Annotated in this window: 19 protein-coding genes and 3 pseudogenes; 13 read left to right on the forward strand and 9 right to left on the reverse strand. The window is 68.8% G+C overall.

Annotated features, from left to right (window positions below; genetic code table 11):
* The first annotated feature begins 81 nt into the window (after positions 1-81).
* The 6 genes from ISU10_RS00550 to ISU10_RS00575 are packed head-to-tail and all read left to right on the forward strand — an operon-like array spanning position 82 to position 6,628.
* Positions 82-2,616 (forward strand): molybdopterin oxidoreductase family protein, encoded by a 2,535-nt coding sequence (locus tag ISU10_RS00550; protein ID WP_194694406.1) that lies wholly within the window; start codon positions 82-84, stop codon positions 2,614-2,616.
* The gene (locus ISU10_RS00555) at positions 2,616-3,080 is read left to right on the forward strand and encodes a hypothetical protein (RefSeq protein WP_194694407.1); all 465 of its coding nucleotides are present in this window, start codon (positions 2,616-2,618) and stop codon (positions 3,078-3,080) included. Before ISU10_RS00550 ends, ISU10_RS00555 begins: the two co-directional genes overlap by 1 nt.
* Positions 3,077-4,879, forward strand: a complete 1,803-nt coding sequence (locus tag ISU10_RS00560) for a glycoside hydrolase family 15 protein (protein ID WP_194694408.1) — start codon at positions 3,077-3,079, stop codon at positions 4,877-4,879. The genes ISU10_RS00555 and ISU10_RS00560 overlap by 4 nt, the downstream gene beginning before the upstream one ends.
* A gap of 52 nt (positions 4,880-4,931) precedes the next feature.
* Positions 4,932-5,942 carry an SDR family oxidoreductase gene (locus ISU10_RS00565; RefSeq protein WP_194694409.1) on the forward strand — a complete coding sequence of 337 codons (1,011 nt, stop codon included), beginning with the start codon at positions 4,932-4,934 and terminating at the stop codon, positions 5,940-5,942.
* Positions 5,942-6,388 (forward strand): hypothetical protein, encoded by a 447-nt coding sequence (locus tag ISU10_RS00570; RefSeq protein WP_194694410.1) that lies wholly within the window; start codon positions 5,942-5,944, stop codon positions 6,386-6,388. The genes ISU10_RS00565 and ISU10_RS00570 overlap by 1 nt, the downstream gene beginning before the upstream one ends.
* A 9-nt stretch (positions 6,389-6,397) precedes the next feature.
* A complete protein-coding gene (locus ISU10_RS00575) occupies positions 6,398-6,628 on the forward strand; it encodes a hypothetical protein (protein WP_194694411.1) in 231 nt (76 codons plus the stop codon).
* Between the two features lie 13 nt (positions 6,629-6,641).
* On the opposite strand, the gene ISU10_RS23955 is transcribed toward ISU10_RS00575, so the two are convergent.
* Positions 6,642-7,070, reverse strand: coding sequence for a universal stress protein (locus ISU10_RS23955; RefSeq protein WP_370864563.1), 429 nt, complete (start codon positions 7,068-7,070; stop codon positions 6,642-6,644).
* A gap of 90 nt (positions 7,071-7,160) precedes the next feature.
* Positions 7,161-7,550: pseudogene (locus tag ISU10_RS23960) on the reverse strand (universal stress protein); the annotation flags it as partial.
* 163 nt (positions 7,551-7,713) lie between these two features.
* Here ISU10_RS23960 and ISU10_RS00585 point away from each other — a divergent pair.
* The gene (locus ISU10_RS00585; protein WP_194694413.1) at positions 7,714-10,491 is read left to right on the forward strand and encodes a cation-translocating P-type ATPase; all 2,778 of its coding nucleotides are present in this window, start codon (positions 7,714-7,716) and stop codon (positions 10,489-10,491) included.
* A 242-nt stretch (positions 10,492-10,733) separates the two neighbouring features.
* Positions 10,734-10,922 (forward strand): DUF6767 domain-containing protein, encoded by a 189-nt coding sequence (locus ISU10_RS23725; RefSeq protein ID WP_306442062.1) that lies wholly within the window; start codon positions 10,734-10,736, stop codon positions 10,920-10,922.
* A gap of 135 nt (positions 10,923-11,057) precedes the next feature.
* On the opposite strand, the gene ISU10_RS23965 is transcribed toward ISU10_RS23725, so the two are convergent.
* Both ISU10_RS23965 and ISU10_RS00595 read right to left on the reverse strand, forming a co-directional pair.
* Positions 11,058-11,354 (reverse strand): GNAT family N-acetyltransferase, encoded by a 297-nt coding sequence (locus tag ISU10_RS23965; protein ID WP_194694414.1) that lies wholly within the window; start codon positions 11,352-11,354, stop codon positions 11,058-11,060.
* On the reverse strand, positions 11,351-11,539 hold the full coding sequence (locus tag ISU10_RS00595; RefSeq protein WP_194694415.1) for a hypothetical protein: 189 nt from the start codon (positions 11,537-11,539) through the stop codon (positions 11,351-11,353). The genes ISU10_RS23965 and ISU10_RS00595 overlap by 4 nt, the downstream gene beginning before the upstream one ends.
* A gap of 318 nt (positions 11,540-11,857) precedes the next feature.
* Here ISU10_RS00595 and ISU10_RS23970 point away from each other — a divergent pair.
* Both ISU10_RS23970 and ISU10_RS00600 read left to right on the forward strand, forming a co-directional pair.
* Positions 11,858-11,956: pseudogene (locus ISU10_RS23970) on the forward strand (SDR family NAD(P)-dependent oxidoreductase); the annotation flags it as partial.
* Between the two features lie 7 nt (positions 11,957-11,963).
* Positions 11,964-12,611, forward strand: coding sequence for an SDR family NAD(P)-dependent oxidoreductase (locus tag ISU10_RS00600; protein WP_267239093.1), 648 nt, complete (start codon positions 11,964-11,966; stop codon positions 12,609-12,611).
* A 115-nt stretch (positions 12,612-12,726) separates the two neighbouring features.
* Here ISU10_RS00600 and ISU10_RS00605 read toward each other — a convergent pair whose 3' ends face one another.
* The gene (locus ISU10_RS00605) at positions 12,727-13,260 is read right to left on the reverse strand and encodes a MarR family winged helix-turn-helix transcriptional regulator (RefSeq protein ID WP_194694416.1); all 534 of its coding nucleotides are present in this window, start codon (positions 13,258-13,260) and stop codon (positions 12,727-12,729) included.
* 93 nt (positions 13,261-13,353) lie between these two features.
* Between ISU10_RS00605 and ISU10_RS00610 the strand changes: the two genes are divergently transcribed.
* The 3 genes from ISU10_RS00610 to ISU10_RS00620 are packed head-to-tail and all read left to right on the forward strand — an operon-like array spanning position 13,354 to position 15,151.
* Positions 13,354-13,929, forward strand: a complete 576-nt coding sequence (locus ISU10_RS00610; protein WP_194694417.1) for an NADPH-dependent F420 reductase — start codon at positions 13,354-13,356, stop codon at positions 13,927-13,929.
* 38 nt (positions 13,930-13,967) lie between these two features.
* Positions 13,968-14,477, forward strand: a complete 510-nt coding sequence (locus ISU10_RS00615) for a VOC family protein (protein ID WP_194694418.1) — start codon at positions 13,968-13,970, stop codon at positions 14,475-14,477.
* The gene (locus ISU10_RS00620) at positions 14,474-15,151 is read left to right on the forward strand and encodes an alpha/beta hydrolase (RefSeq protein WP_194694419.1); all 678 of its coding nucleotides are present in this window, start codon (positions 14,474-14,476) and stop codon (positions 15,149-15,151) included. Before ISU10_RS00615 ends, ISU10_RS00620 begins: the two co-directional genes overlap by 4 nt.
* 54 nt (positions 15,152-15,205) lie before the next feature.
* On the opposite strand, the gene ISU10_RS00625 is transcribed toward ISU10_RS00620, so the two are convergent.
* The 4 genes and pseudogenes from ISU10_RS00625 to ctaD all read right to left on the reverse strand — a co-directional run bounded on the left by ISU10_RS00625 (position 15,206) and on the right by ctaD (position 21,321).
* Positions 15,206-15,619 (reverse strand): hypothetical protein, encoded by a 414-nt coding sequence (locus tag ISU10_RS00625; RefSeq protein ID WP_228499005.1) that lies wholly within the window; start codon positions 15,617-15,619, stop codon positions 15,206-15,208.
* Between the two features lie 27 nt (positions 15,620-15,646).
* Positions 15,647-18,336 (reverse strand): annotated as a pseudogene (gene aceE / locus ISU10_RS00630) (pyruvate dehydrogenase (acetyl-transferring), homodimeric type).
* An 872-nt stretch (positions 18,337-19,208) separates the two neighbouring features.
* The gene (locus ISU10_RS00635) at positions 19,209-19,640 is read right to left on the reverse strand and encodes a VOC family protein (protein ID WP_194694421.1); all 432 of its coding nucleotides are present in this window, start codon (positions 19,638-19,640) and stop codon (positions 19,209-19,211) included.
* Positions 19,630-21,321, reverse strand: coding sequence for an aa3-type cytochrome oxidase subunit I (gene ctaD, locus ISU10_RS00640; RefSeq protein WP_194694422.1), 1,692 nt, complete (start codon positions 21,319-21,321; stop codon positions 19,630-19,632). The genes ISU10_RS00635 and ctaD overlap by 11 nt, the downstream gene beginning before the upstream one ends.
* Positions 21,322-21,590: the final 269 nt, after the last annotated feature.

Raw genomic sequence — 21,590 nt, forward strand, 5'->3', positions numbered from 1 at the left:
TTTCAGGGCGCGTGCTTTCCTTGCCGTGAAGCATACATGCGCAAGCGCATGTTTTTCGGAGGCTAGGGGTACTGGGACCGCATGAGCACGAACAGCACGACCTCGGACAGGGTGGCGAAGGTCTTCGGAGAGCCGACCCCGCACCGGCGCGGGACGGTGTGGCCGGCCAGGGTCGACCAGTACCTCGACGAAGGCATCGATGAGCGGGACGTCGACCGGTGGGTCCAGTCGGCGTGCCTGCTGTGCAGCAACGGATGTGGCGCCGACATCGCGGTCAAGGACGGACGCATGGTCGGCATCCGCGGGCGGGCGGGCGACACCGTGAGCCACGGACGCCTGGGCCCGAAGGGCTTGTACGGCAGTACGCCGTGGGCATCGTCCCCCGACCGTCTCACCCGTCCGCTGGTCCGGGAGGACGGCCGGCTGGTCGAGACCGACTGGGACACCGCGATGGGCCGCATCGTGGAGGTGAGCAAGAGGCTCCTCGCCGAGAAGGGCCCGTTGAGCCACGGCTTCTACACCTCCGGCCAGCTGTTCCTGGAGGAGTACTACACCCTCGCCGTGATCGGGAAGGCCGGGCTCGGAACGCCGCACATGGACGGCAACACCCGGCTGTGCACCGCAACCAGTGCGGCGGCGTTCAAGGAGTCGTTCGGCGCTGACGGTCAGCCCGGGTCCTACACCGACATCGAGCACTGCGACGCGATCTTCCTCTACGGCCACAACATGCCGGAGACACAGACCGTGCTCTGGACCCGCATCCTGGACCGCACGCGCGGGGAGGATCCGCCTCGGATCGTCTGCGTGGACCCCCGACGCACCGCCGTCGCCGAGGAAGCGCTGCGCACCGGGGGCGTCCACCTCGCGCCCCGTGTCGGCACCAACCTGGCGTTGATGAACGGCCTCGTCCGTGAGCTGTTCGTTCACGACTGGATCACTCACGAGTGGGTCGCCGAGCACACCGTCGGCGTCGACAAGCTCCGCGAGACCGTGGAGCCCTACACCCCTGAACACGTCGCCGACATCTGCGGGATCGACCCCGACGACCTGCGCTCCGCCGCCCGCATCTTCGGGGAGAGCGAGAACGTGCTCTCCACGGTCCTGCAGGGCTTCTACCAGTCCCATCAGGCCACCGCGTCCTCGGTGGCGGTGCACAACCTGCACCTGCTGCGCGGGATGATCGGGCGTCCCGGCGCCGGGGTGCTGCAGATGAACGGGCAGCCCACCGCGCAGAACAACCGGGAGTGCGGCGCCGACGGAGACCTACCGGGCTTTCGCAACTGGGACAACCTCGACCACGTCCGGCAGCTGGCCGACGCGTGGAACGTGGACGTGATGACGATCCCGCACTGGGCGCCGCCCACCCACGCCATGCAGATCATGTCCTACGCCGAGACAGGGTCGATCGGGTTCTTGTGGATCTCGGCCACCAACCCGGCCGTGTCGATGCCGGAGTCCGCGCGGATCCGCAAGATCCTCGCCGGCGACCAGTGCTTCACCGTGGTCCAGGACCTGTTCCTCACCGAGACCGCGGAGCTGGCCGACGTCGTCCTGCCGGCGGCGGGATGGGGTGAGAAGACGGGTTGCTTCACCAACGTCAACCGCGTCGTGCATCTCTCCGAGCAGGCGGTCGAGCCCCCGGGTGAGGCGCGCAGCGACCTCGACATCTTCTTGATGTACGCCGACGCGATGGGCTTCACCGACCGCGACGGTGCCCCCGTGGTCCCGTGGCGCACCCCGGAAGAGGCGTTCGACGCATGGGCCGCGGTCACCGCCGGCCGCCCCGTCGACTACACCGGCCTGTCCTACGCCAAGCTTCGCGGCCCCTCCGGGATCCCCTGGCCGGTCAACGCCGAGCACCCCGACGGGACCGACCGGCTGTACGCCGACGCGATCTTCCCCACCGACACCGACTACTGCGAGACCTACGGCCACGACCTCATCACCGGCGGCACGGTCAGCGAACAGGAACACCGCGCCATGGCTCCGGCCGGACGCGCCTACCTCAAGGGCGCGCCGTACACCCCCGCGCACGAGACACCCAGCGATGAGTACCCCCTCTTGTTCACCACGGGCCGGACCGTCTTTCAGTTCCACACCCGCACCAAGACCGGCCGGGCACGCTCCCTGGACCAGGCGGCGCCCGATGCCTGGGTCGAGCTCTCGCCCGCCGACGCCGGCCCGCTCGGCATCAGCGAGGGCGACTGGGTGCGGGTCGAGTCGCCGCGGGGTGCGATCGAGGTACGGGCTCGCATCGGCCGCGTCATGCAGGGGGCGGTGTTCGCGCCGTTCCACTACGGACATTGGAACCCCGACGACCTCGTCGACGCCGAGCACCGCACCGCGAACGAGCTCACCATGACCGTCTGGGACCCGGTGTCCAAGCAACCGTCGTTCAAGACCGCCGCCTGCCGCGTCACGCGCCTGCGAGCCGGTGACGGTCCCGCGCCGGCCCCCACCAACACCGCGTCGGCTCCCGCCTCCGGCGCGAACGACGTCGAGGCCAGGGTGCCGGCGACCGGCGGTGGGTCTGCGACCTCGAGCCGGGTTCTCGCCGAGACGCCGGGCTACGCGCTCGACCCCAGCCAGATCGAGTCCGGCAGGGAGGACCACTGATGCCGCACCTCTCGACGTACGTCGCCCTGGCCGACCACAGCGAGCAGACACTCGCCGACTCCCTGCGGGCGGTGGCCGAGGGCCATGCCCGGCAGGCCGACGTGTTCCACACCTGCAACACCCTGGCCGGCTGGAGCGACCAGCATCGCCAGGACCTCGCACCCGTGGTCGAGCGGTACGGCGAGCAGGAGGACGTCGACGAGCCCGAGCGCCTGCGCGCGGACGCCCTGACCAGCACCCGCGAGGGCGAGATCGGACTGCTGCGTGACCTTCAGGACCTGCACCTGCTGGCCACCTTGGTGCACAGCACCTGGACCGTGATCGCCCAGGGCGCCCAGGGCCTTCGTGACCAACAGCTGCTCGACGTGGCTACCTCCAGCAGGGAGGAGACCACTCGACAGCTGACCTGGCTGACGACCCGGATGAAGCAGGCTGCCCCGCAAGCACTGATCGTCGCCCCATGACCCGACGCTCCACCGGCGAGTTGTTGCGACCCGCCCCGCACGTGCTGCGTCAGTACGCGCTGATCGCCGACGGCGAGCGCGGCGCCTTGGTCGGGCCCCGCGGAGACATCGCCTTCCTGTGTGCGCCGAGCTGGCGCGACGACGCGGTGTTCTCCAGCCTGCTCGGCGGCCAGGGCGGGTACGGCATCAGCCCGGCGGACGACCGCTTCGTGTGGGGCGGCTACTACGAGCCGAGCAGCCTGATCTGGCGCAGTCGCTGGGTCTCTCACCACGCGGTCACCGAGTGCCGCGAGGCCCTGGCGTTTCCCGGCGACCCCGACCGGCTCGTCTTGCTGCGACGCATCGAGGCCACTCGTGGCGTGGCACACGTGGTGGTCGGTCTCGATGTCCGCGCCGAGTTCGGTGCCCGGACGATGACCGTCGCCCGCAGCGAGGACGGTCACTGGCACGGTCACTCCGGCGACCTGACCTACCGCTGGACCGGAGCCACCCGCCATGCGCGGCTGCACGACGGCCGGCTCGAGCTCGATCTCGTCGTCCCCGCCGGGGAGTCGCGTGACCTCGTCCTGGAGATCTCCCGGACCGCCCTCCCGCGGGAGCTGCCGGAGCCGGGTCGGCTGTGGGACCGCACCGAGCGAGCGTGGCGGCACGGCGTCCCCGAGATGAGCACCTCGGTGACCCCCAGCGAGTCGCAACACTCGTACGCCGTCCTCCGCGGGCTCACCTCCAGCGGGGGCGCCATGGTCGCGGCGGCCACCACCTCGCTTCCCGAGCGCGCCGACCAGGGACGCAACTACGACTACCGCTACGCCTGGATCCGCGACCAGTGCTACGCCGGACAGGCCGCAGCAGCCATCGGGGATCACACCTTGCTCGACGGGGCCGTCCGGTTCGTGTCCGAACGGGTCCTGGCCGACGGGCCGGACCTGCGACCGGCGTACACCATCTCCGGCGGTCGGGTGCCGGACCAGCACGACGTCACGCTGCCGGGTTACCCCGGCGCGGCCGTGCGGACCGGGAACTGGGTCAACAACCAGTTCCAGCTCGACGCCCTGGGCGAAGCCCTCCTGCTCCTGACTGCTGCCGACGACCTCGGGCGACTCGACGACGATGGTCGCCGCGCGGTCACGACTCTGGTCGAAGCGATCGCCAAGCGTCACGACGAACCTGACGCCGGCATCTGGGAGATCGACAACCGCCGCTGGGCACACTCCCGCCTCATGTGCGCTGCCGGTCTCCGCGCCGCTGCCGCAGCTCCCTCCGGCCGCTCGGAGAATGCGGAGCAGTGGCGCCGGCACGCCGAGGAGCTGGTCGCCTCGGTGGACCGCGACTGCCTCCATCCCACCGGTCGATGGCAGCGCTCCCCCGACGACTCCGCGGTCGACGCTGCCCTGCTCCTGCCCGGGATCCGTGGCGCGGTCGCTGCCGAGGACCCGCGCAACCGCGCCACGGTCTCCGCGGTCATGGAGGAGCTGACCGACGACGGATACGTCTACCGGTTCCGCCAGGATCCCGACCTGCCCCTCCACGAGAGCGAAGGAGCGTTCGTCCTCTGTGGGTTCCTGATGTCGCTGGCCCAGCTGAACCTCGGCCGGCGTGAGGACGCCGTGCGCTGGTTCGAACGCAACCGTGCCGCCATGGGACCACCCGGGCTCTTCACAGAGGAGTACGACGTCGTGCAACGCCAGCTGCGTGGCAACCTCCCCCAGGCCTTCGTCCACGCGTTGCTCCTCGAGAGCGCCCACCGACTCGGGCGAGCAGGCGTCGGCTCGACGGGATTCCAGGCCCGTGCCCGGTGACCGGTCGTGAGCGACCGCCACACACCAGATCGCAGCAGAGAGAGGACACCTGATGAGCGTCAAGAAGAGCCCCCGCGTCGTCGTCATCACCGGAGCGTCCGGTGGCATCGGAAGGGCCAGCGCCCGGTTGTTCGCACAGCAGGGTGACCACGTCGCGCTCCTCGCCCGTGGCAGCGCCGGCTTGGAGGCGGCCGCCCGGGAGGTCCGCGACCTCGGCGGGGCCGCCCTGGCGATCAGCGTCGACACGGCTGACCACGAGGCGCTCGACCGCGCTGCCGACCAGGTCGAGGCCGAGCTCGGCCCCATCGACGTGTGGGTCAACGACGCGTTCACCTCGGTGTTCGCCCGCTTCGTCGACATCGAACCCGAGGAGTTCCGCCGCGTGACCGACGTGACCTACCTCGGGTTCGTCAACGGCACCCGCAGCGCGCTCAGGCGGATGCTTCCACGTGACCGCGGCGTGATCGTCCAGGTCGGGTCCGCCCTGGCCCACCGTGGGATCCCGCTCCAGTCGGCCTACTGCGGCGCCAAGCACGCCATGTGGGGATTTCACGAGTCCCTGTTGACCGAGCTGCGCCACGACCACAGCGACGTGCAACTCACTTCCGTGGCGATGCCGGCCGTCAACACGCCGCAGTTCAGCTGGGTGCTCTCCAAGCTGCCCCACCAGGCGCAACCCGTTCCACCGATCTACCAGCCCGAGGTCGCCGCTCGTAGCGTCCTGTATGCCGCCGCTCACCCCGAGCGTCGGGCCTACTGGGTCGGCGCGGCCACCGTCGGCACGATCATCGGCAACCGGCTGGCCGGCGGCCTCCTGGATCGCTACCTGGGCCGGACCGGGTTCGCCTCCCAGCAGACCGACGACCCGAAGCCGTCCGACCAGCCCTCGAACCTCTTCGAACCAGCAGACGAGGACCACGACTACGGCGCCCACGGCCTGTTCGACACCCGGGCCTCTCGACACTCCCCCCAAGCCTGGGCCTCGCGGCACCGCCGCGTGCTGGCCACCGCGGCCGCGACCGCTGCCGTTGCGGGTGGCCTCCGAGCGGTCAGGCAGCGCTGATGCGCACGGTCGACGCGGCCCGCCTGGGCCTGGGTCTGGCCCTGCTGGTCCGGCCGGACCTACCTCAGGATGCCCTCGCGACGCGCACGTGGGGCCAAGGGAGCGGACTGATCACCGACTCCGTGACGCGTCGGGTCATCCAGGCCCTCGGCGCCCGGTACGTCGTGCAGGGTCTCGCCGGTGCCGTCCTGCGGTGGCACTGGGTGCCCGCCGCCGACGCGACCGTCGACCTGGTCCATGCGGCCTCCATGCTCGCCGTCGCCCACGTCGTCCCGGAGCACAGGCGCCTGGCGACCACCAGCGCCGCCGCAGCACTCCTGTTCGCCGTCGCCGACCTGCGGGCAACGACTCACGTCAGGCCCAGGGTCCACGTCGTCGGAACGCCTCCGCGTCCGCGGGACCTGGCCCGATGGGCGGCCGCGACGAACTACCAGCAACCGACCTGAGGAGAGACCATGACAGACAACGTGACCCGTCGACACCGAAGCCACCTGGTGCGGCCCCGCTCGGTCTGGGGCGGTCTCGTCGTCGCCCTGATCGGCGTCGGCCTGCTCGGATGGGCCATCGCGGTCCTGTCGTGGGCGCAGTCCGTCGCCAGCGCTGCCCTCCTGCTGCTGATGACCGAGTCACGTTCAAATGCTTTCAGGCTCGGTTCGCGGCCAGGGCGATCGGTGCGAAGCCGGTGACGGGGACGCTGACTCAGGACGGAGATGCCTGAGGAACCATGGCGACTGCCGTGTGGGCACGCTCGAGCACCGCGTCGGCGATCGAGCCGATGAGCACCCTGCTGACGGTGTCGACAGGATGGCGACCGACGACCACGAGGTCCCACGAACGGTCGCGGACGAGTACCTCGTCGACTAGTCCGTGAGCCAGGCGTAGTGAGACGTCCACGTCGGGGAATCGCTCGCGGAAGCCCGCAACCGACTGAGACAACACGATGCGCAAGTCCTCGACATCTGGGCCCTCCAGCAGGTTCTCGGGAACGCGCCGGAGTCCTGCCACTGCTGCCACCGCGTCCCAATAGGCATGCAGGACCGTGAGCGGCAGCCCGCGCAGGGACGCCTGCCGGAACGCGAACTCGATCACCGGAAGGGAATCAGCGGTACCGTCGGCTCCGACCACCACGCCTGCACCATGGGGTCTGCCGGTGCGCGAACGGCACACGACGACTGGGCACTCAGCGTGCTTGACGACGGCCGAGCTCACCGATCCGAGAAGCATGGTCCGCAGGGGTCCCCGCCCGCGCGAACCCATCACCACCAGGTGCGCGTCGGACGAGAGATCGACGAGGACCTGTCGTGGGTCACCGGGCGCGACCATCGCTTCGACTTCTACGTGGGGCTCGACCTCCCGGACGAGCGCGGCGGCTTCGTCGGCGATGGAGTGAGCCGCTGCCAATGGCGACTCCTCGGCAGTGCTCGGCGCACCACTCCCCGCACCGGACGGGAGGGAATCCCACGCCTTACCGGACGGGGACACACTCAGCACCACGAGTCGCCGATGCTCGAGGGCCGCTTGCTGGGCAGCCCAGGCGACAGCCCGCTTGGCATGCTGGGACCCGTCGACAGCGACGACGATGCTTCCTGGTGATACAAGCGTGCTCATCTCCCCAGTGTGCTGGATGTGGGCCGGGGGCGGCGTACCGAGCAGCGCCCGCCTGTGTCCTCACCCCCAGCCGTGGGCTGTGATGCGGTACCTGCGAGCGTGTCAGCATGGTGAAGCCAGCCGGGGGCCCAGCTCGGCGAGCAAGGGACGGTCGGACGACGGCATGACGACTTCACCGCGGCAGAGCCGCAACGGCGAACGGTCATCGTGGCACCTGATGTCCGCCGAGGACGTTGCCGACCACCTGGGCGTGAACCCCGGAAAGGGGCTGTCCACCGAGGAGGCTCGTCGGCGGTGCGCCGAGAACGGCCCGAATGTCCTGCCCGAGGAGGCACGACGCCCTCGGTGGCGACGCCTGGTCACGCTGCTCCTCGAACCGATGACCGTCGTGCTGCTGGTGGCGGCGCTGGTGTCCGCCGTCGCCTCGGGCGAACTGGCGACCCCGATCGCGATCGTGGCGGTGGTCGTGTTCAACGCCACGCTCAACCTGGTGCAGGAGCGGCGGGCGGAGAGCTCGGTCGACGCCCTGCGGCGGATGACGGTCGCTCGCGCGCGGGTCCGCCGAGACGGTCGCCTGCAGCAGGTGGATGCGGCAGAGCTGGTACCCGGGGACTTGGTGTTGCTCGAGGCCGGAGACATGGTCCCCGCGGACGGGCGGGTGCTCAGGGAGACCGGCCTCGAGGTGGAAGAGGCCTCCCTCACGGGAGAGGCGGCTGCGGTGGCGAAGGATGCCGCTGTCTTGCGTCCAGCAGCAGGCGCCGCTCTCGGCGATCGGGTGGACATGGTGTTCATGGGCACCGAGGTGACCCGCGGGAGCGGGGCGTTCATCGTGACAGGCACGGGGATGCACACCGAGATCGGCCGCGTGGCCGGGATGCTGCAGACGGCGGGCGACGAGGAGACTCCGCTGCAGCGCCGCATCGGTCAGCTCGCGCGGATGCTGAGTGCCGTGGCCGGCGTGGTGGTCGTGATCGTCGTCACGCTCGGCCTGATCCGCGGCCTACCGTTCTCCGAGCTCCTGCTCACTGGCGTGTCGCTCGCGGTCGCCACGATCCCCGAGGGACTGACGGCGGTTGTCGCGTTCACCCTCGCGATGGGTGCCGGCCGGCTGGCCAGCCATGGAGCCATCCTCAAGGACCTGTCATCGGTCGAGACGCTGGGGTCCACTTCTCACATCGCCACGGACAAGACCGGCACGCTGACGCTCAACCAGATGACCGCACGAAGGCTCTTCGCGGTCGGTCACCAGTTCACCGCGACCGGCGAGGGCTACCGGACCGACGGCACCCTGGAGATCGATGACGACACCGCACCGGTGCCCACCGCGGCTCTGCTCGCCATGGCCCTGGCCAGTGACGCCGAGGCGCGAGATGGCGACCTGGTGGGCGACCCCACCGAGGGCGCCCTGGTCGTGCTCGCCGAGAAAGGCGGTCTCGACGTCATCGACGCTCGACGCAGGTGGCCACGAGTTGCCGAGATTCCGTTCGACTCGTCGCGCAAGTACATGGCTACCCTTCACCGGCTCGCGGACAGCGAGCCCAGCCCGCAGGAGGAGCTCGCGGCTCCGCCGTACCGGAGCGACGATGCCACCGTGCTCTTCGTCAAGGGCGCTCCCGACGTCCTGGCTGCCCGCAGCGACAGTGTCCTGACCGCGGACGGTCCGGTGGAGCTCGACCTCCCGGTTCTGGAGCGGTTGCGTGAGATCAACGCTGATCTCGCATCGGAGGGCATGCGCGTCATGGCCGTGGGGGCCCGGGGATTCACCGACGCCGAGCTCGATGTGAAGGCTGTCGCCCACTTGGAGCCCGAGGAGATGGACGCGCAGGTCACCGGACTGACCTTGCTCGCATTCGTCGGGATCGTGGACCCGCCACGACCTGAGGCGATGGGCGCCGTCGCCGAAGCCCAGGCGGCCGGAATCACCGTGCACATGATCACAGGCGACCACGTCGCCACCGCCTCCGCCATTGCCCGGCAGCTCGGGATCGGCGGTGACGCGATCCTCGGTACGGAGGTCGATGAGATCGACGACGCGGAGCTGGCCAGCCGGGCCCGGCACCTCGGCGTACTCGCCCGGGTGAGCCCCGAGCACAAGATCCGGATGGTCGACGCCCTGCGCGCAGACGGCTCCGTCGTCGCGATGACCGGGGACGGCGTCAACGACGCGCCCGCGCTCAAGCAGGCCGACATCGGCATCGCCATGGGGATCGCCGGCACCGACGTCTCCAAGGGCGCGGCCAGGATGATCCTCACCGACGACAACTTCGCCACCATCGTCGCAGCGGTCCGAGAGGGCCGAGGCATCTACGACAACATCATCAAGTTCATCCGGTTCCAGGTAGCCACGGCCTGGGGTTTCGTGCTCGTCTTCCTGGTCGCCAGCCTGTTCGATATCGCTGGGGGGACGCCGTTCACCGCACTGCAGATCCTGTGGGTGAACATCATCATGGACGGCCCGCCCGCCATGGCTCTCGGCCTCGACGACCCAGCCCCGGACGTCATGCGCAGGAGGCCGCGTCCGGTTCACGAACCGATCCTGACCGCCGAGCGCTTGCTGCGCATCCTGCTCGCTGCGGCCGTGATGGCGGGTGGGACGCTGGGCATCCTGGTCCTCGCTCCAGGCGCGAACGCGATGGACGTCGCAACACTCGGATTCACGACCTACGTCCTGTTCCAGGTCTTCAACCTGCTCAATGTGCGGAGCGCCGAGACCTCGGTGTTCTCGCTCCGCACGTTGACCAACCGTTGGTTGTGGGCGGCCATCGGCGCCGTGGTGCTGCTGCAAGGGGCTGTCGTGCACCTACCGACGCTGCAGCAGCTGTTCGACACCAGCGCCCTGAGCGTCGAGCAATGGCTTCTGGCGGCGACAGTCGCCAGCTCGGTCATCTGGATCGAGGAGCTGCGCAAGGCGATCATGCGCAGGCGGCATGCGGTGACCTGAGGCCGGGGACTCTCGAGCCGCGACGCAGGGGTGGGTCTGCTCGACTGACCAAGGCAGTCGCCGTCCGGATGCCGCGGTGGGTAGGTGCCGGTTCTTCCTCGCCGTTCGTTGGCGGAGCAACAAGTCACGCAATCACTCTTCGGGGACCTTCGGCCCCGCGGGTCGGGACGTTTGCCTGGAAGACGCTGCCCTCGGCGAGGTTGTACCGAGTGGGAGTTCTCCGTAGGAGGGAGTGAACGGTGATGGTCACACCGCAGTGTCCGATCCGCACGGGTGAGGCGTGCTCCCTGTGCGTTCCGGGCGCGAGTGGACCCGCGGACTGCGGCCTGGTGTACCTCGTGATGAGCGACCCCGACCTGCGCGAGGAACTTCATCGACGACGTCAGGCGTGGATGTCCGGGCGAGCTCGAGCCGGCGTCAGCCCTTCATGAGGAAACGTCGACCTGTCACCTGCGAAGCGACGATCCGGACGAGCATCGAAAGTGAGCCGGGCGCTCATGGTTGAGGCACGTGGCGCAGGATCGCCGCAAGCGCCCCAGGCTCCTCTTCCACCACGGCATCGACCGTCAGGATGGTGGCGCCGAGGACTCCGTAGGTTCCCGCGGCCGGGCTGATCCAAGCTCGACGGTGACGTCGAGCTGGCCGGCGCCGTCAGGGATCACCACGGCCGAACCCATCCGTCGCAGGAGGGCCAGGGACGCTTGGTTGTCGGCTGAGACGGTGGTGACGATTCGGCAGACTCCTCGTGGACGCTGCCTCAGGAGCTCGTCGATGAGGACAGTTGCGACTCCTCTTCCCTGCCATCGGTCGGCGACAGTCACTGCGACGTCCGCCGCAGTCGGGTCCTCGAGGTAGCGGATCATCTTGCGATTGCGGTCGGGACACCCACGCGGTCGTCGCCCACCCCCACCAGCGCGAGGGCGACGTGGTCGACACCATCGACGTCGTCTACCAGATGATCAAGCATCGTCTCGGTCAGGTGCAGCACGCTGGCCAGGAACCGACGCGTGCGGGTCTTCTCCGAGAGTCCTTCGTAGGCGGCTCCCACCGCCGCGCGGTCCTGAAGAAGCAGCGGCCAGATCAGGACCCGGGTGCCGTCGGGGAGCTGCTACTCGACGATCGAGCGGGACCCCCTATGACCCGGGAGCGAACGCATCCCCGGCCTTTCAAGTATGGCCACATCGGGTGGACGGCCGCTGGTCGGGGAGATGCGGTCTCCAGCTCTCGGGTTCGGCGACACAGGGGCACCAGGTCATCGTGAGCCGGCACTGCTGGAGCCGCCACGTCACCGCCACCCGTAGCAATTCCTGCTGGCAGCAGTCACGCTGAGAGGCGACTCGGTACCGCAGGGACGAAGGGGAAGAGGATGAAGAGGCTCGAAGGTCGCGTCGCGCTGATCACCGGAGCGGCAAGTGGGATCGGCAAGGCGACGGCTCAGCAGCTCGCCGACGAGGGCGCGGCCGTGCTCGTCAATGACATCCAGGCCGAAGCCGGAGAGGCCACGGTCAAGGAGATCAACGGGAGGCGGAGGCAGGGCCGCGTTCTTCAAGCACGATGTCACCAGCGAGGCCGACTGGGAGGCCGCCTGCACCAGGGCGGTCGAGGAGTTCGGAGCCCTCGACATCCTGGTCAACAACGCGGGCATGGGTGACATCAAACCGATCGAGGAAACCACTCTGGCTGAGTGGGACCGCACCGTGGCCATCGACCAGACCGGGGTCTTCCTGGGGATGAAGGCGGCAGCAGGCCACTTGAAGAAGTCGCAGCACGCCACCGTGATCAACATCAGCTCGATCTTCGGCACGAGCGGAGGGTTCGGTGTCTCCCCCGCGTACCACGCAGCCAAGGGAGCGGTTCGGACCCTCACGAAGAACGTTGCCCTGCATTGGGCCTCCGATGGCGTGCGGGTCAACTCCGTCCACCCCGGTTTCATCGCCACCCCGATCCTCGAGCAGTCCCGCGACACCCCGATCTGGGACGGCATGACAGCTCTCACTCCGATGGGCCGGCTCGGCCGGCCAGAGGACATCGCGGCCGGAGTCGCCTACCTCGCCAGCGACGATGCGGCCTTCATCACCGGGCTCGAGCTGTACATCGACGGCGGCTACATGGCTCGCTGACACTTGCCCGATCGAGCGGCAAGGCCACCCGCACACCGCGCCAGGCAAGCGCTCCTGCGAAGGTCCGCGTGCATCCAGTGCACCCAGTACTCCCCCGAGATCTTCCCCCGTCTCGCTAACGAGCGGGTCTTCGAGAGGCAACCGCATCCTCGGCTTGCGGGTCGTAGAGGCTGGTCAGTCGCCGGTCGGGGTCGAGTCGGGTCAGCAGCGCATCGCCGATGCGCCGCAGTTGCTCGACCTGGGTACGTGTGAGCGGGTCGAGGACGTGGTGCCGCACCGTGGCGACGTGTCCGGGTGCGGCCGCGACGACGGCGTCCCAGCCGGCCGGCGTCAGGCGGGCGTTGGTGGCGCGTCGGTCCTCGGGACACGGGAAACGCTCGACCATCTGACGAGTCTCGAGCCGGCTCACGACGTGCGAGAGGCGGGGCAGGGTCGCGTTGGTGCGCTGCGCCAGGGCCGTCATCCGCAAGGTCCGCTCGGGCGCCTCGGAGAGCATCGCGAGGACGAAGTACTCGAAGTGGGTCAGTCCTGCGTCGGCCCGCAGCTCGGCGTCCAGGACGCCAGGTAGCAGCTCGACGATCGCGACCAGCCGCAGCCATGCGGCTCGTTCGTCCTCCGTCAGCCACGCGACGTCCTGCCTGTCGGTCATGCCACCAGCGTAGCCCATTAGTTGACGGAACAACTAAAAGGTGTAGGGTGTTACTTGAAGCAACAACCAATCCGGAATCTCAAGGAGCTCCTCATGGCACACCTCACCATCCTCGGCACCGGCAACATGGGCCAGGCGATCGCGTCCGTCGCCGGCAAGGGCGGGCACACCGTCCAGCTGCTCGGCGAGAGCGACCTCGCCACCGCGGTCACCGGCGACATCGTCGTCCTGGCCGTCCCCTACCCCGCCATCGCCGACGTCATCGCCCACCGCGGTGCGAGCCTCGCCGGCAAGATCGTCGTGGACATCACCAACCCGCTGGACTTCGAGACCTTCGACTCCCTCGTCGTGCCCGCGGACAGCTCAGCGGCTGCCCAGATCGCGGCCGCGCTCCCGGAGTCGCACGTGCTCAAGGCGTTCAACACCACCTTCGCCGCGACCCTGACCGCCGGCACCGTCGGTCCCCTGACCACCACCGTGCTGATCGCCGGCGACGACGCCGACGCCAAGTCGACCGTGGCCGGCGTGTTCACCTCCGGTGGCCTCGACGTCATCGACGCCGGCTCGCTCAAGCGGGCCCGCGAGCTCGAGGCGGTCGGCTTCCTCCAGCTCACCCTCGCAGTCAACGAGAAGGTCTCCTGGACCGGCGGCTTCGGCATCGCCGCCTGACCCCCTGGTCCGACCCCGCACACCTGAGAGGATCTCCCATGACCGTCAATGCCGTCCGCCTCAACCACGCGGTGCTCTTCGTCTCCGACCTCGAGCGCAGCCTGGCCTTCTACCAGCACGCCTTCGACATGACGGTCGTGGCGCGTGAGCCCCGCGCCAACGCCGCGTTCCTGCGACTCCCCCGCTCGGGCAACCACCACGACCTCGGGCTCTTCGGGGTAAGCGCTCAGCAGCCACGCCCACGCGGCTCGCTCGGCCTCTACCACCTGGCGTGGCAGGTCGACACCATCGAGGAGCTCGAGGAGGCCAAGCTCACCCTGGCCGACCTCGGCGCCCTCACCGGTGAGTCCAGCCACGGCGCGACCAAGAGCGTCTACGCCCACGACCCGGACGGCAACGAGTTCGAGGTCATGTGGATGCTCCCCAAGGCGCAGTGGGGCGCGTACGAGAACGCCGCACCCGTCGAACGCCTCGACCTGGCCGGCGAGGTCACTCGGTGGGCAGGGGTCCGCACCGCCGCCGAGCTCGTCCCGGTCTTCCACCCGTGACCACGTTCGCACCACCGTTCGTGGCGACGTACGGCGAGACCGACCCCGACGCACCACTCGTCGTGCTGCTGCACGGCCGTGGGTCGAACGAGCACGACATCCTCTCGCTCGCGCCACACCTCCCCGAAGGCGCCGCGTACGCCGCCGTCCGGGCGCCGATCACCGAGGGCGGCGGCTTCGCCTGGTTCGCCAACCGCGGCATCGGCCGCCCGGTCGCCGAGTCCCTCGCCGAGACCATGGCCTGGTTCCGCACCTGGCTCGACGACGTCACACCCACCGGGCGCACCGTGATACTCGTCGGGTTCAGCGGAGGGGCCGCCTTCGCCGGCGGCCTCGTCCTCGACGACCCCGGCCGGTACGCCGGCGCAGCCATCCTCTACGGCACCCTGCCGTTCGATGCCGGCGTACCGGTCGAGGCCGGACGTCTCGTGCATCTGCCCGTCTTTGTCGCCCAGGGCGACGCCGACCAGGTCATCCCCGCCGAGCTGCTCGCCCGCACCTGGGACTACCTGCTCGGCGAGTCCGCCGCCCATGCCTCCCCATGGCGCGACCGTGGCGGGCACGGATTGTCGGATGCGGCGGCCGCCGCGCTGCACGACTGGCTCACCCAACGGCTGCGCTCCTTGCTCCACCGAGCCGCATCCGCAGACGGCCCCTGCAACGACGTCGGGTAACCGACGCTGCCGGTCGGTCAACGCCCATCGGCCAGGCAGTGGTGAGGGTGTGGGTCAGATCGTCAGCAGGAAGACCCCCGTGATGAGAAGGGCGACCACCTTGACGACTTCAAGGCCGACGTACCAGTAGTGCGCGTCGGAGCGCGGCGCATCGTTGCCGGCGAGGACCCGGTCGGATCGCCTCGCCAGGCGCGGACGGACGAGCACGATCTGGACCACCAGGATCACCACGGGCACCGTGGCGGTGATGATGCTGCGCGCGGCCGGCATCGCCGAAAGCACTGCGGACGCCAAGACGACAGCCAGGGTCAGCTCGGCAATGTTGAGTGCGCGGAACACCAGTCGTCCGATGCCAAGCCCGATCGGTAGCGTCACACCTGGTGCCCGGAACTTCAGCGGAGCTTCCACGAACGAGATCGCGGTGACCATGCCAAGCCAGACGAACGTCACCGCGGTCGCGAGCGCCAACGAAGGACTCATGCCTGCACCTGTCCGTCACGAAGGGATTCCGAACTCACGGCTGTAGTTCCTCGCAACTGCCCGGGCCATCACTGGGTCAATGAGCCGCTGGCGCGCCAGGCGCTCGACTACTCGCAGCGCGATGGAGGGTGCGTCGACGCCGAAGTGGCGGCGCAGCGCGGCACGGGTATCGGAGAGACCGAAGCCATCGGTGCCCAGCGAGGACCAGTCACCTGGGACGAACGGCGCGATCTGGTCGGGGACTGCCCGCATCCAGTCCGAGACCGCGACCACCGGCCCGCGCTGTCCCGCAAGTCGGGCGGTGACGTAGGGGGTCCGTTGCGGTTCATCGGGATGCTGGTGGTTCCACTCGTCGGTGGCGAGAGCCTCGCGACGCAGCCGTGTCCAGGAGGTGACCGACCAGACGTCGACGTTTACCCCCCAGTAGCGCAGCAACTTCTGTGCCTCGAGCGCCCACGGCACCGAGATCCCGGAGGCGAGGACCTGGGCGCCAGGTCCCCGGTCCGTTGCCGCCGGCGAGTACAGGTGCATTCCGGCGAGGTTCCTTCGACGTCGGCGTTGTCCGGCTCGGCGGGCTGGGCGACCGGTTCGTTGTAGAGGGTGAGGTAGTAGAAGACATTGGGATCCTCTGCAGGACCCGGTTCGCCGTACATCCGGCGCAGGGCGTCTCGCACGATGTGGCCGAGCTCGAAGCCGAACGCCGGGTCGTATGCGACGCAGGCGGGGTTTGTCGAGGCCAGGAGCAGTGAGTGGCCGTCCTGGTGCTGGAGCCCCTCGCCGTTGAGCGTGGTCCGGCCCGCGGTGGCGCCGAGCAGAAACCCTCGGGTCAACTGGTCCGCGGCCGCCCATAGCTGGTCCCCGGTGCGTTGGAACCCGAACATGGAGTAGAAGATGTAGATCGGGATCATCGGCTCCCCGTGGGTCGCGTACGAGGTTCCAGCCGCGGTCCAGGAGGCAGCGCAGCCAGCCTCGGTGATCCCTTCGTGGAGCAGCACCCCGCGGGTGTCCTCCTGGTAGCTGAGCATCAGATCTCGGTCCACCGAGAGGTAGTGCTGGCCGTGCGGTGAGTAGATCTTCTTGGTCGGGAAGAAGGCATCCATGCCGAAGGTGCGGGCCTCGTCGGGGATTATCGGGACGAACCGGTGCCCGATCTCGGGGTCCTTCATCAGGCTCTTGAGGAGACGGACGAACGCCATCGTGGTGGCGACGGGCTGCCGCCCGGCACCGCGCGCCATGACGTCGTACGCCGCTTCGTCGGGCAGCTTCAGCAGCCTCGCGCGCGCGGGTGGCACGCTCCTGCGGGGCAGGTTTCCGCCGAGGAGGCGGCGGCGCTCGTGCAGGTACTCCAGTTCGCGGGATCCGGAGGGCAAGGGGACGTACGGAGGAAGGTCCGCGTCGAGGTGGCTGTCACGGAGCGGCATCTTCAGGCGGTCGCGGAAGGCACGCAGGTCTTCGAGGGTGAGCTTCTTCATCTGGTGGGTGGAGTTGCGACTCTCGAAGTGCGAGCCGAGCGTCCACCCCTTGATGGTCTGGGCCAGCACGACGGTCGGCTGACCCCGGTGCCGCAGAGCCGCGTCGTAGGCCGCGTACACCTTCCGGCTGTCGTGCCCGCCGCGCTTGAGACCCCAGACCTCGGCGTCGGTCATGCCCTCGACCATCGCGAGGGTGCGAGGGTCGCGGGCGAAGAAGTGCTCGCGCACGAACGCTCCCGACTCCGACTTGTAGGTCTGGAAGTCACCGTCTGGGGTCGAGTTGAGCAGATCGACGAGAGCACGGTCGCGGTCGGCGCCGAGTAGCGGGTCCCACTCGCGTCCCCAGACGACCTTGATGACGTTCCAGCCAGCGCCACGGAAGTAGGCCTCGAGCTCCGGGATGATCCTGCCGTTGCCGCGCACCGGTCCGTCGAGGCGCTGCAGGTTGCAGTTGACGACGAACGTGAGGTTGTCAAGCCCTTCCCGGGCTGCGACGCCGAGTGCCCCCAGTGCCTCGGGTTCGTCCATCTCGCCGTCGCCGATGAAGGCCCAGACGTGTTGACGGCTGGTGTCCTTGATTCCGCGGTTGTGCAGGTATCGGTTGAACCGAGCCTGGTAGATGGCGCTGATCGGGCCGAGGCCCATCGAGACGGTGGTGAACTCCCAGAAGTCGGGCATCAGCCGGGGGTGGGGGTACGACGGGAGGCCGCCGCCCTGGCCGGCGTGCGAGATCTCTTGACGGAAGCCGTCCAGATGGTGTGCGGTCAGGCGTCCCTCGAGGAAGGCCCGCGCGTAGATGCCCGGTGCGGCGTGGCCCTGGAAGTAGATCTGGTCTGCTCCGCCGTCGGCGTCGTGGCCACGGAAGAAGTGGTTGAACCCCACCTCGTACAGCGTGGCGGTGGAGGCGTAGGTCGAGATATGTCCGCCGACGCCGAGGCCGGGCCTTTGCGCGCGGTGGACCATCATCGCCGCGTTCCAGCGGACGTAGGACCGGATCCTGCGTTCGATGTCCTCATCGCCGGGGAACGCCGGCTCGGCGGTGGCGGGGATCGTGTTGACGTAGTCGGTGTCGCCGTATCCAGGGGGCACTATGTGGCGTTGCTGGGCCCGGTGCAGGACGCTCGTCATGAGCTCGCGGGCGCGGGCGCGGCCAGCGTGATCGACGACCGCGTCCACGGAGTCAAGCCATTCCTGTGTCTCGGTCGGATCGGTGTCGGGTGGCTGGAAATCCATGAAGCCTCCGTCTCCAGGCTCACGCTTCAGTTCGGTGCTCACGGTGTTGTTCTCCTCTCAAGGACCCGCTCGTGTCGTGTCCGGCACGGGGTTGGAATGGCCAGCTCTCGCCGGAGCCGTGAGGAGGTTCGGGGCGTGGCACGGTCTCGCCCTGGTGGAGACCCCGTCGAGGTTGGCCGGGTTCGGCGCCGGTGCGCTCAGCTGTGGCGTGCTGGCATCGCCCACACAGGAGTGTCATCGAGGCGGCCGCGGGGCAGGGTGCGCGGAACTCGCGTCGCCGCACCGGGGGCAGCGTGCGTAGCTGCCGTGCTGGATTCTGCGGAGAGCTGCTTCGATGTCGCTAAGCGCCGAACTTGCCGCCGCCCGCCGTGCACGGTGAGTCTCCGCCCGCCGGGGATCGGTCACGGGGTCCGGCGAGAGTGCGTCCAGCTGGTGCAACTGATGAATACGGAAGGTTCGCAGCGCCGTCAGTGTCGAGCGGGCGACTGCAAGGAACTCGGCGACATCGACGTCCGCAAGCCGACTCGCTGCGCGCGGGTTCCTCCGGCCAGGCGTGCCGGCGGGGACCTTGAGGGTAACCGGCGACTGGTCGGAGGAACCCGCGCCCGACCCTCCGCGACTGCGTGAGCGCGGAAGGGGCTCGTGAGACCGCGCGGTAGCGGTCGATGATGCTGTCATGGGATCACTTCATCGGCTGTGGGACAGGGCGACGGTGGTGTCGGTGGCGTCGGTGGCGTCGTCGGCTTGCGCTCTCCACTCTGTCCGTGGAGGGAGGGTCCTTCCAGGCGGGTGGTCGGTCACCTCCGTCGTCGGTGTTTGCCGGTGCCAGGCAAGAACCGGTGGATCAGGCTGGGGCGTCCGCTGGGGCACTCTCATACGTACAGATGCGCGCCCACGACTGAGCGGGGCAGCCGTTCCGGGCTTGGGTGCGCCACGAGGATCCGGATGCCATCGGGGTCGTGCGCTGCCAGGAAGGACACGCCGCCGCTGGTGTAGCCGTCAGTCCGTCCGACACGGTCCTGAAGTGCTTGCGCAATGTCTCGCAGCCCGGCGTCACTGTCCACGGCCCAGATGAGGTACTGCAGCCCGATCCCGCCTGAGGGGTGCTCGGCGATGAGCCCCCGTGCGATCAGGTAGATCTGGAAGCCGCCGGGGGCCAATAGCAGGGCAGCGCCAGGCTCGCGAATGGAGACAGTGCAGCAGAAGACATCGCGGTAGAACTCGGTGGAACGGTCCAGCCGCGAGACGAAGAGGACCGAGGAGGTCACCCGCGCCGCTGCGCGTTCCACGCCGTCACCCTTCATCGGTTGTCCCTTCCTCGTCGACGATGGCGCCGCGTTCGCGGCGGAGCTCCTCGCGGCCCTGCATCTCGGGGGCGTCCGTGAGACGGCCTTCACGAGCGGCCTCGTTGTGTGCGAGCTCGACTGCCGACACCGTCGGGTGCCGCATGTCGAACGCGGGTGAGTCGGACCTGACCCGCGGGATCATCACGAAGTTGTGCCGCGGCGGCGGGCTGCTGGTCGCCCACTCCAGCGAGCGGCCCCAGCCCCAGGGGTCGTCACGCTCGACCAACGGACCGCGCCGGCTGACCCAGACGTTGTAGAGGAACGGCAGCGTCGAGGCACCCAGGATGAACGCGCCAACGGTCGAGACCTGGTTGAGGACGGTGAAGCCGTCGTCGGGCAGGTAGTCGGCAATGCGACGCGGCATGCCCTCGACACCCAGCCAGTGCTGCACCAAGAAGGTGGTGTGGAAGCCGACGAACAGCAGCCAGAAGTGGAACTTGCCGAGCCGTTCGTCGAGCATCCGGCCGGTCATCTTCGGCCACCAGAAGTAGAAGCCCGCGAACATCGCGAACACCACCGTCCCGAACACCACGTAGTGGAAGTGCGCGACCACGAAGTAGGAGTCCGTGACGTGGAAGTCCAACGGTGGCGACGCGAGGATGACTCCGGTCAGGCCGCCGAACAGGAATGTGGTCAGGAAGCCCATCGACCAGAGCATGGGCGTGTCGAAGGTGATCGACCCGCCCCACATCGTGCCGATCCAGTTGAAGAACTTGATCCCGGTCGGCACCGCGATCAGGAAGCTCATGCCCGAGAAGAACGCGAGGTCGACCGCACCGGTGACAAACATGTGGTGGGCCCACACCGACACCGACAAGACCGCGATCGCGACCGTGGCACCGACCAGGCCGATGTAGCCGAAGACCGGTTTGCGGCTGAACACAGGCAGGATCTCCGAGATGATGCCGAAGAACGGCAGGGCGATGATGTAGACCTCCGGGTGGCCGAAGAACCAGAACAGGTGCTGCCACAAGATCGCGCCGCCGTTGGCAGCGTCGAACACGTGCGCCCCGAGCTGTCGGTCTGCCTCCAGCATGAGGAGCGCGCCGGCGAGCACCGGGAACGCGATGAGCACCAGCAGTGAGGTGACGAAGGTGTTCCACACGAAGATGGGCATCCGGAACATGGTCATGCCGGGCGCGCGCATGCAGATGATCGTGGTGATGAAGTTGACGGCAGCCAGGATGGTGCCCAGGCCGGCCAGCCACAGGCCCATGATCCAGAGGTCTCCGCCGACGCCCGGCGACCGGATAGCGTCGTTCAGCGGGGCGTAGGCGAACCAGCCGAAGTCGGCAGCGCCCTGCGGAGTCAGGAACCCGGAGGCCGCGATGAGGCCGCCGAACAGGAACAGCCAGTAGGACAGCATGTTCAGCCGCGGGAACGCCACGTCCGGAGCGCCGATCTGGAGCGGCATGATCGCGTTGCCGAAACCGAAGAACAGCGGCGTCGCGAACAGCAGCAGCATGATCGTGCCGTGCATCGTGAACAACTGGTTGTAGAGCTCCTCGTTCACGACCTGCTGGCCGGGGTAGGCCAGCTCGGAGCGCATGACCATCGCCATCACGCCGCCGATCAGGAACCAGCAGAACGACGTCACCAGGTAGAGCTTGCCGATCACCTTGTGGTCGGTCGTGGTCATGACGCGGACCATGGAGCGGCCCAGTGAGGGGTTGGGCGGCCTGGCGGCCTGGGCCCGGCCCTGGGTGATAGCAGTCGTCACGCCACGCCTCCGCCTCGGCCGGCGCCTGCCGGTAGTCCGCGGCACGCCGCGAGAGCGGCAGCCATCATGGGAGGGTCACCAGTTCGAAGGGGGATCGCTGGCCGGGAACGACTGAAGACCCCATTCATCGACCATGTCCCAGGCCTGACTACTCACGGCGTCATCCGTCTTCACCGACGGCCACCTGC

This window comes from Nocardioides agariphilus (assembly GCF_015352445.1).
GTDB classification, from domain to species: Bacteria; Actinomycetota; Actinomycetes; order Propionibacteriales; family Nocardioidaceae; genus Nocardioides; species Nocardioides agariphilus.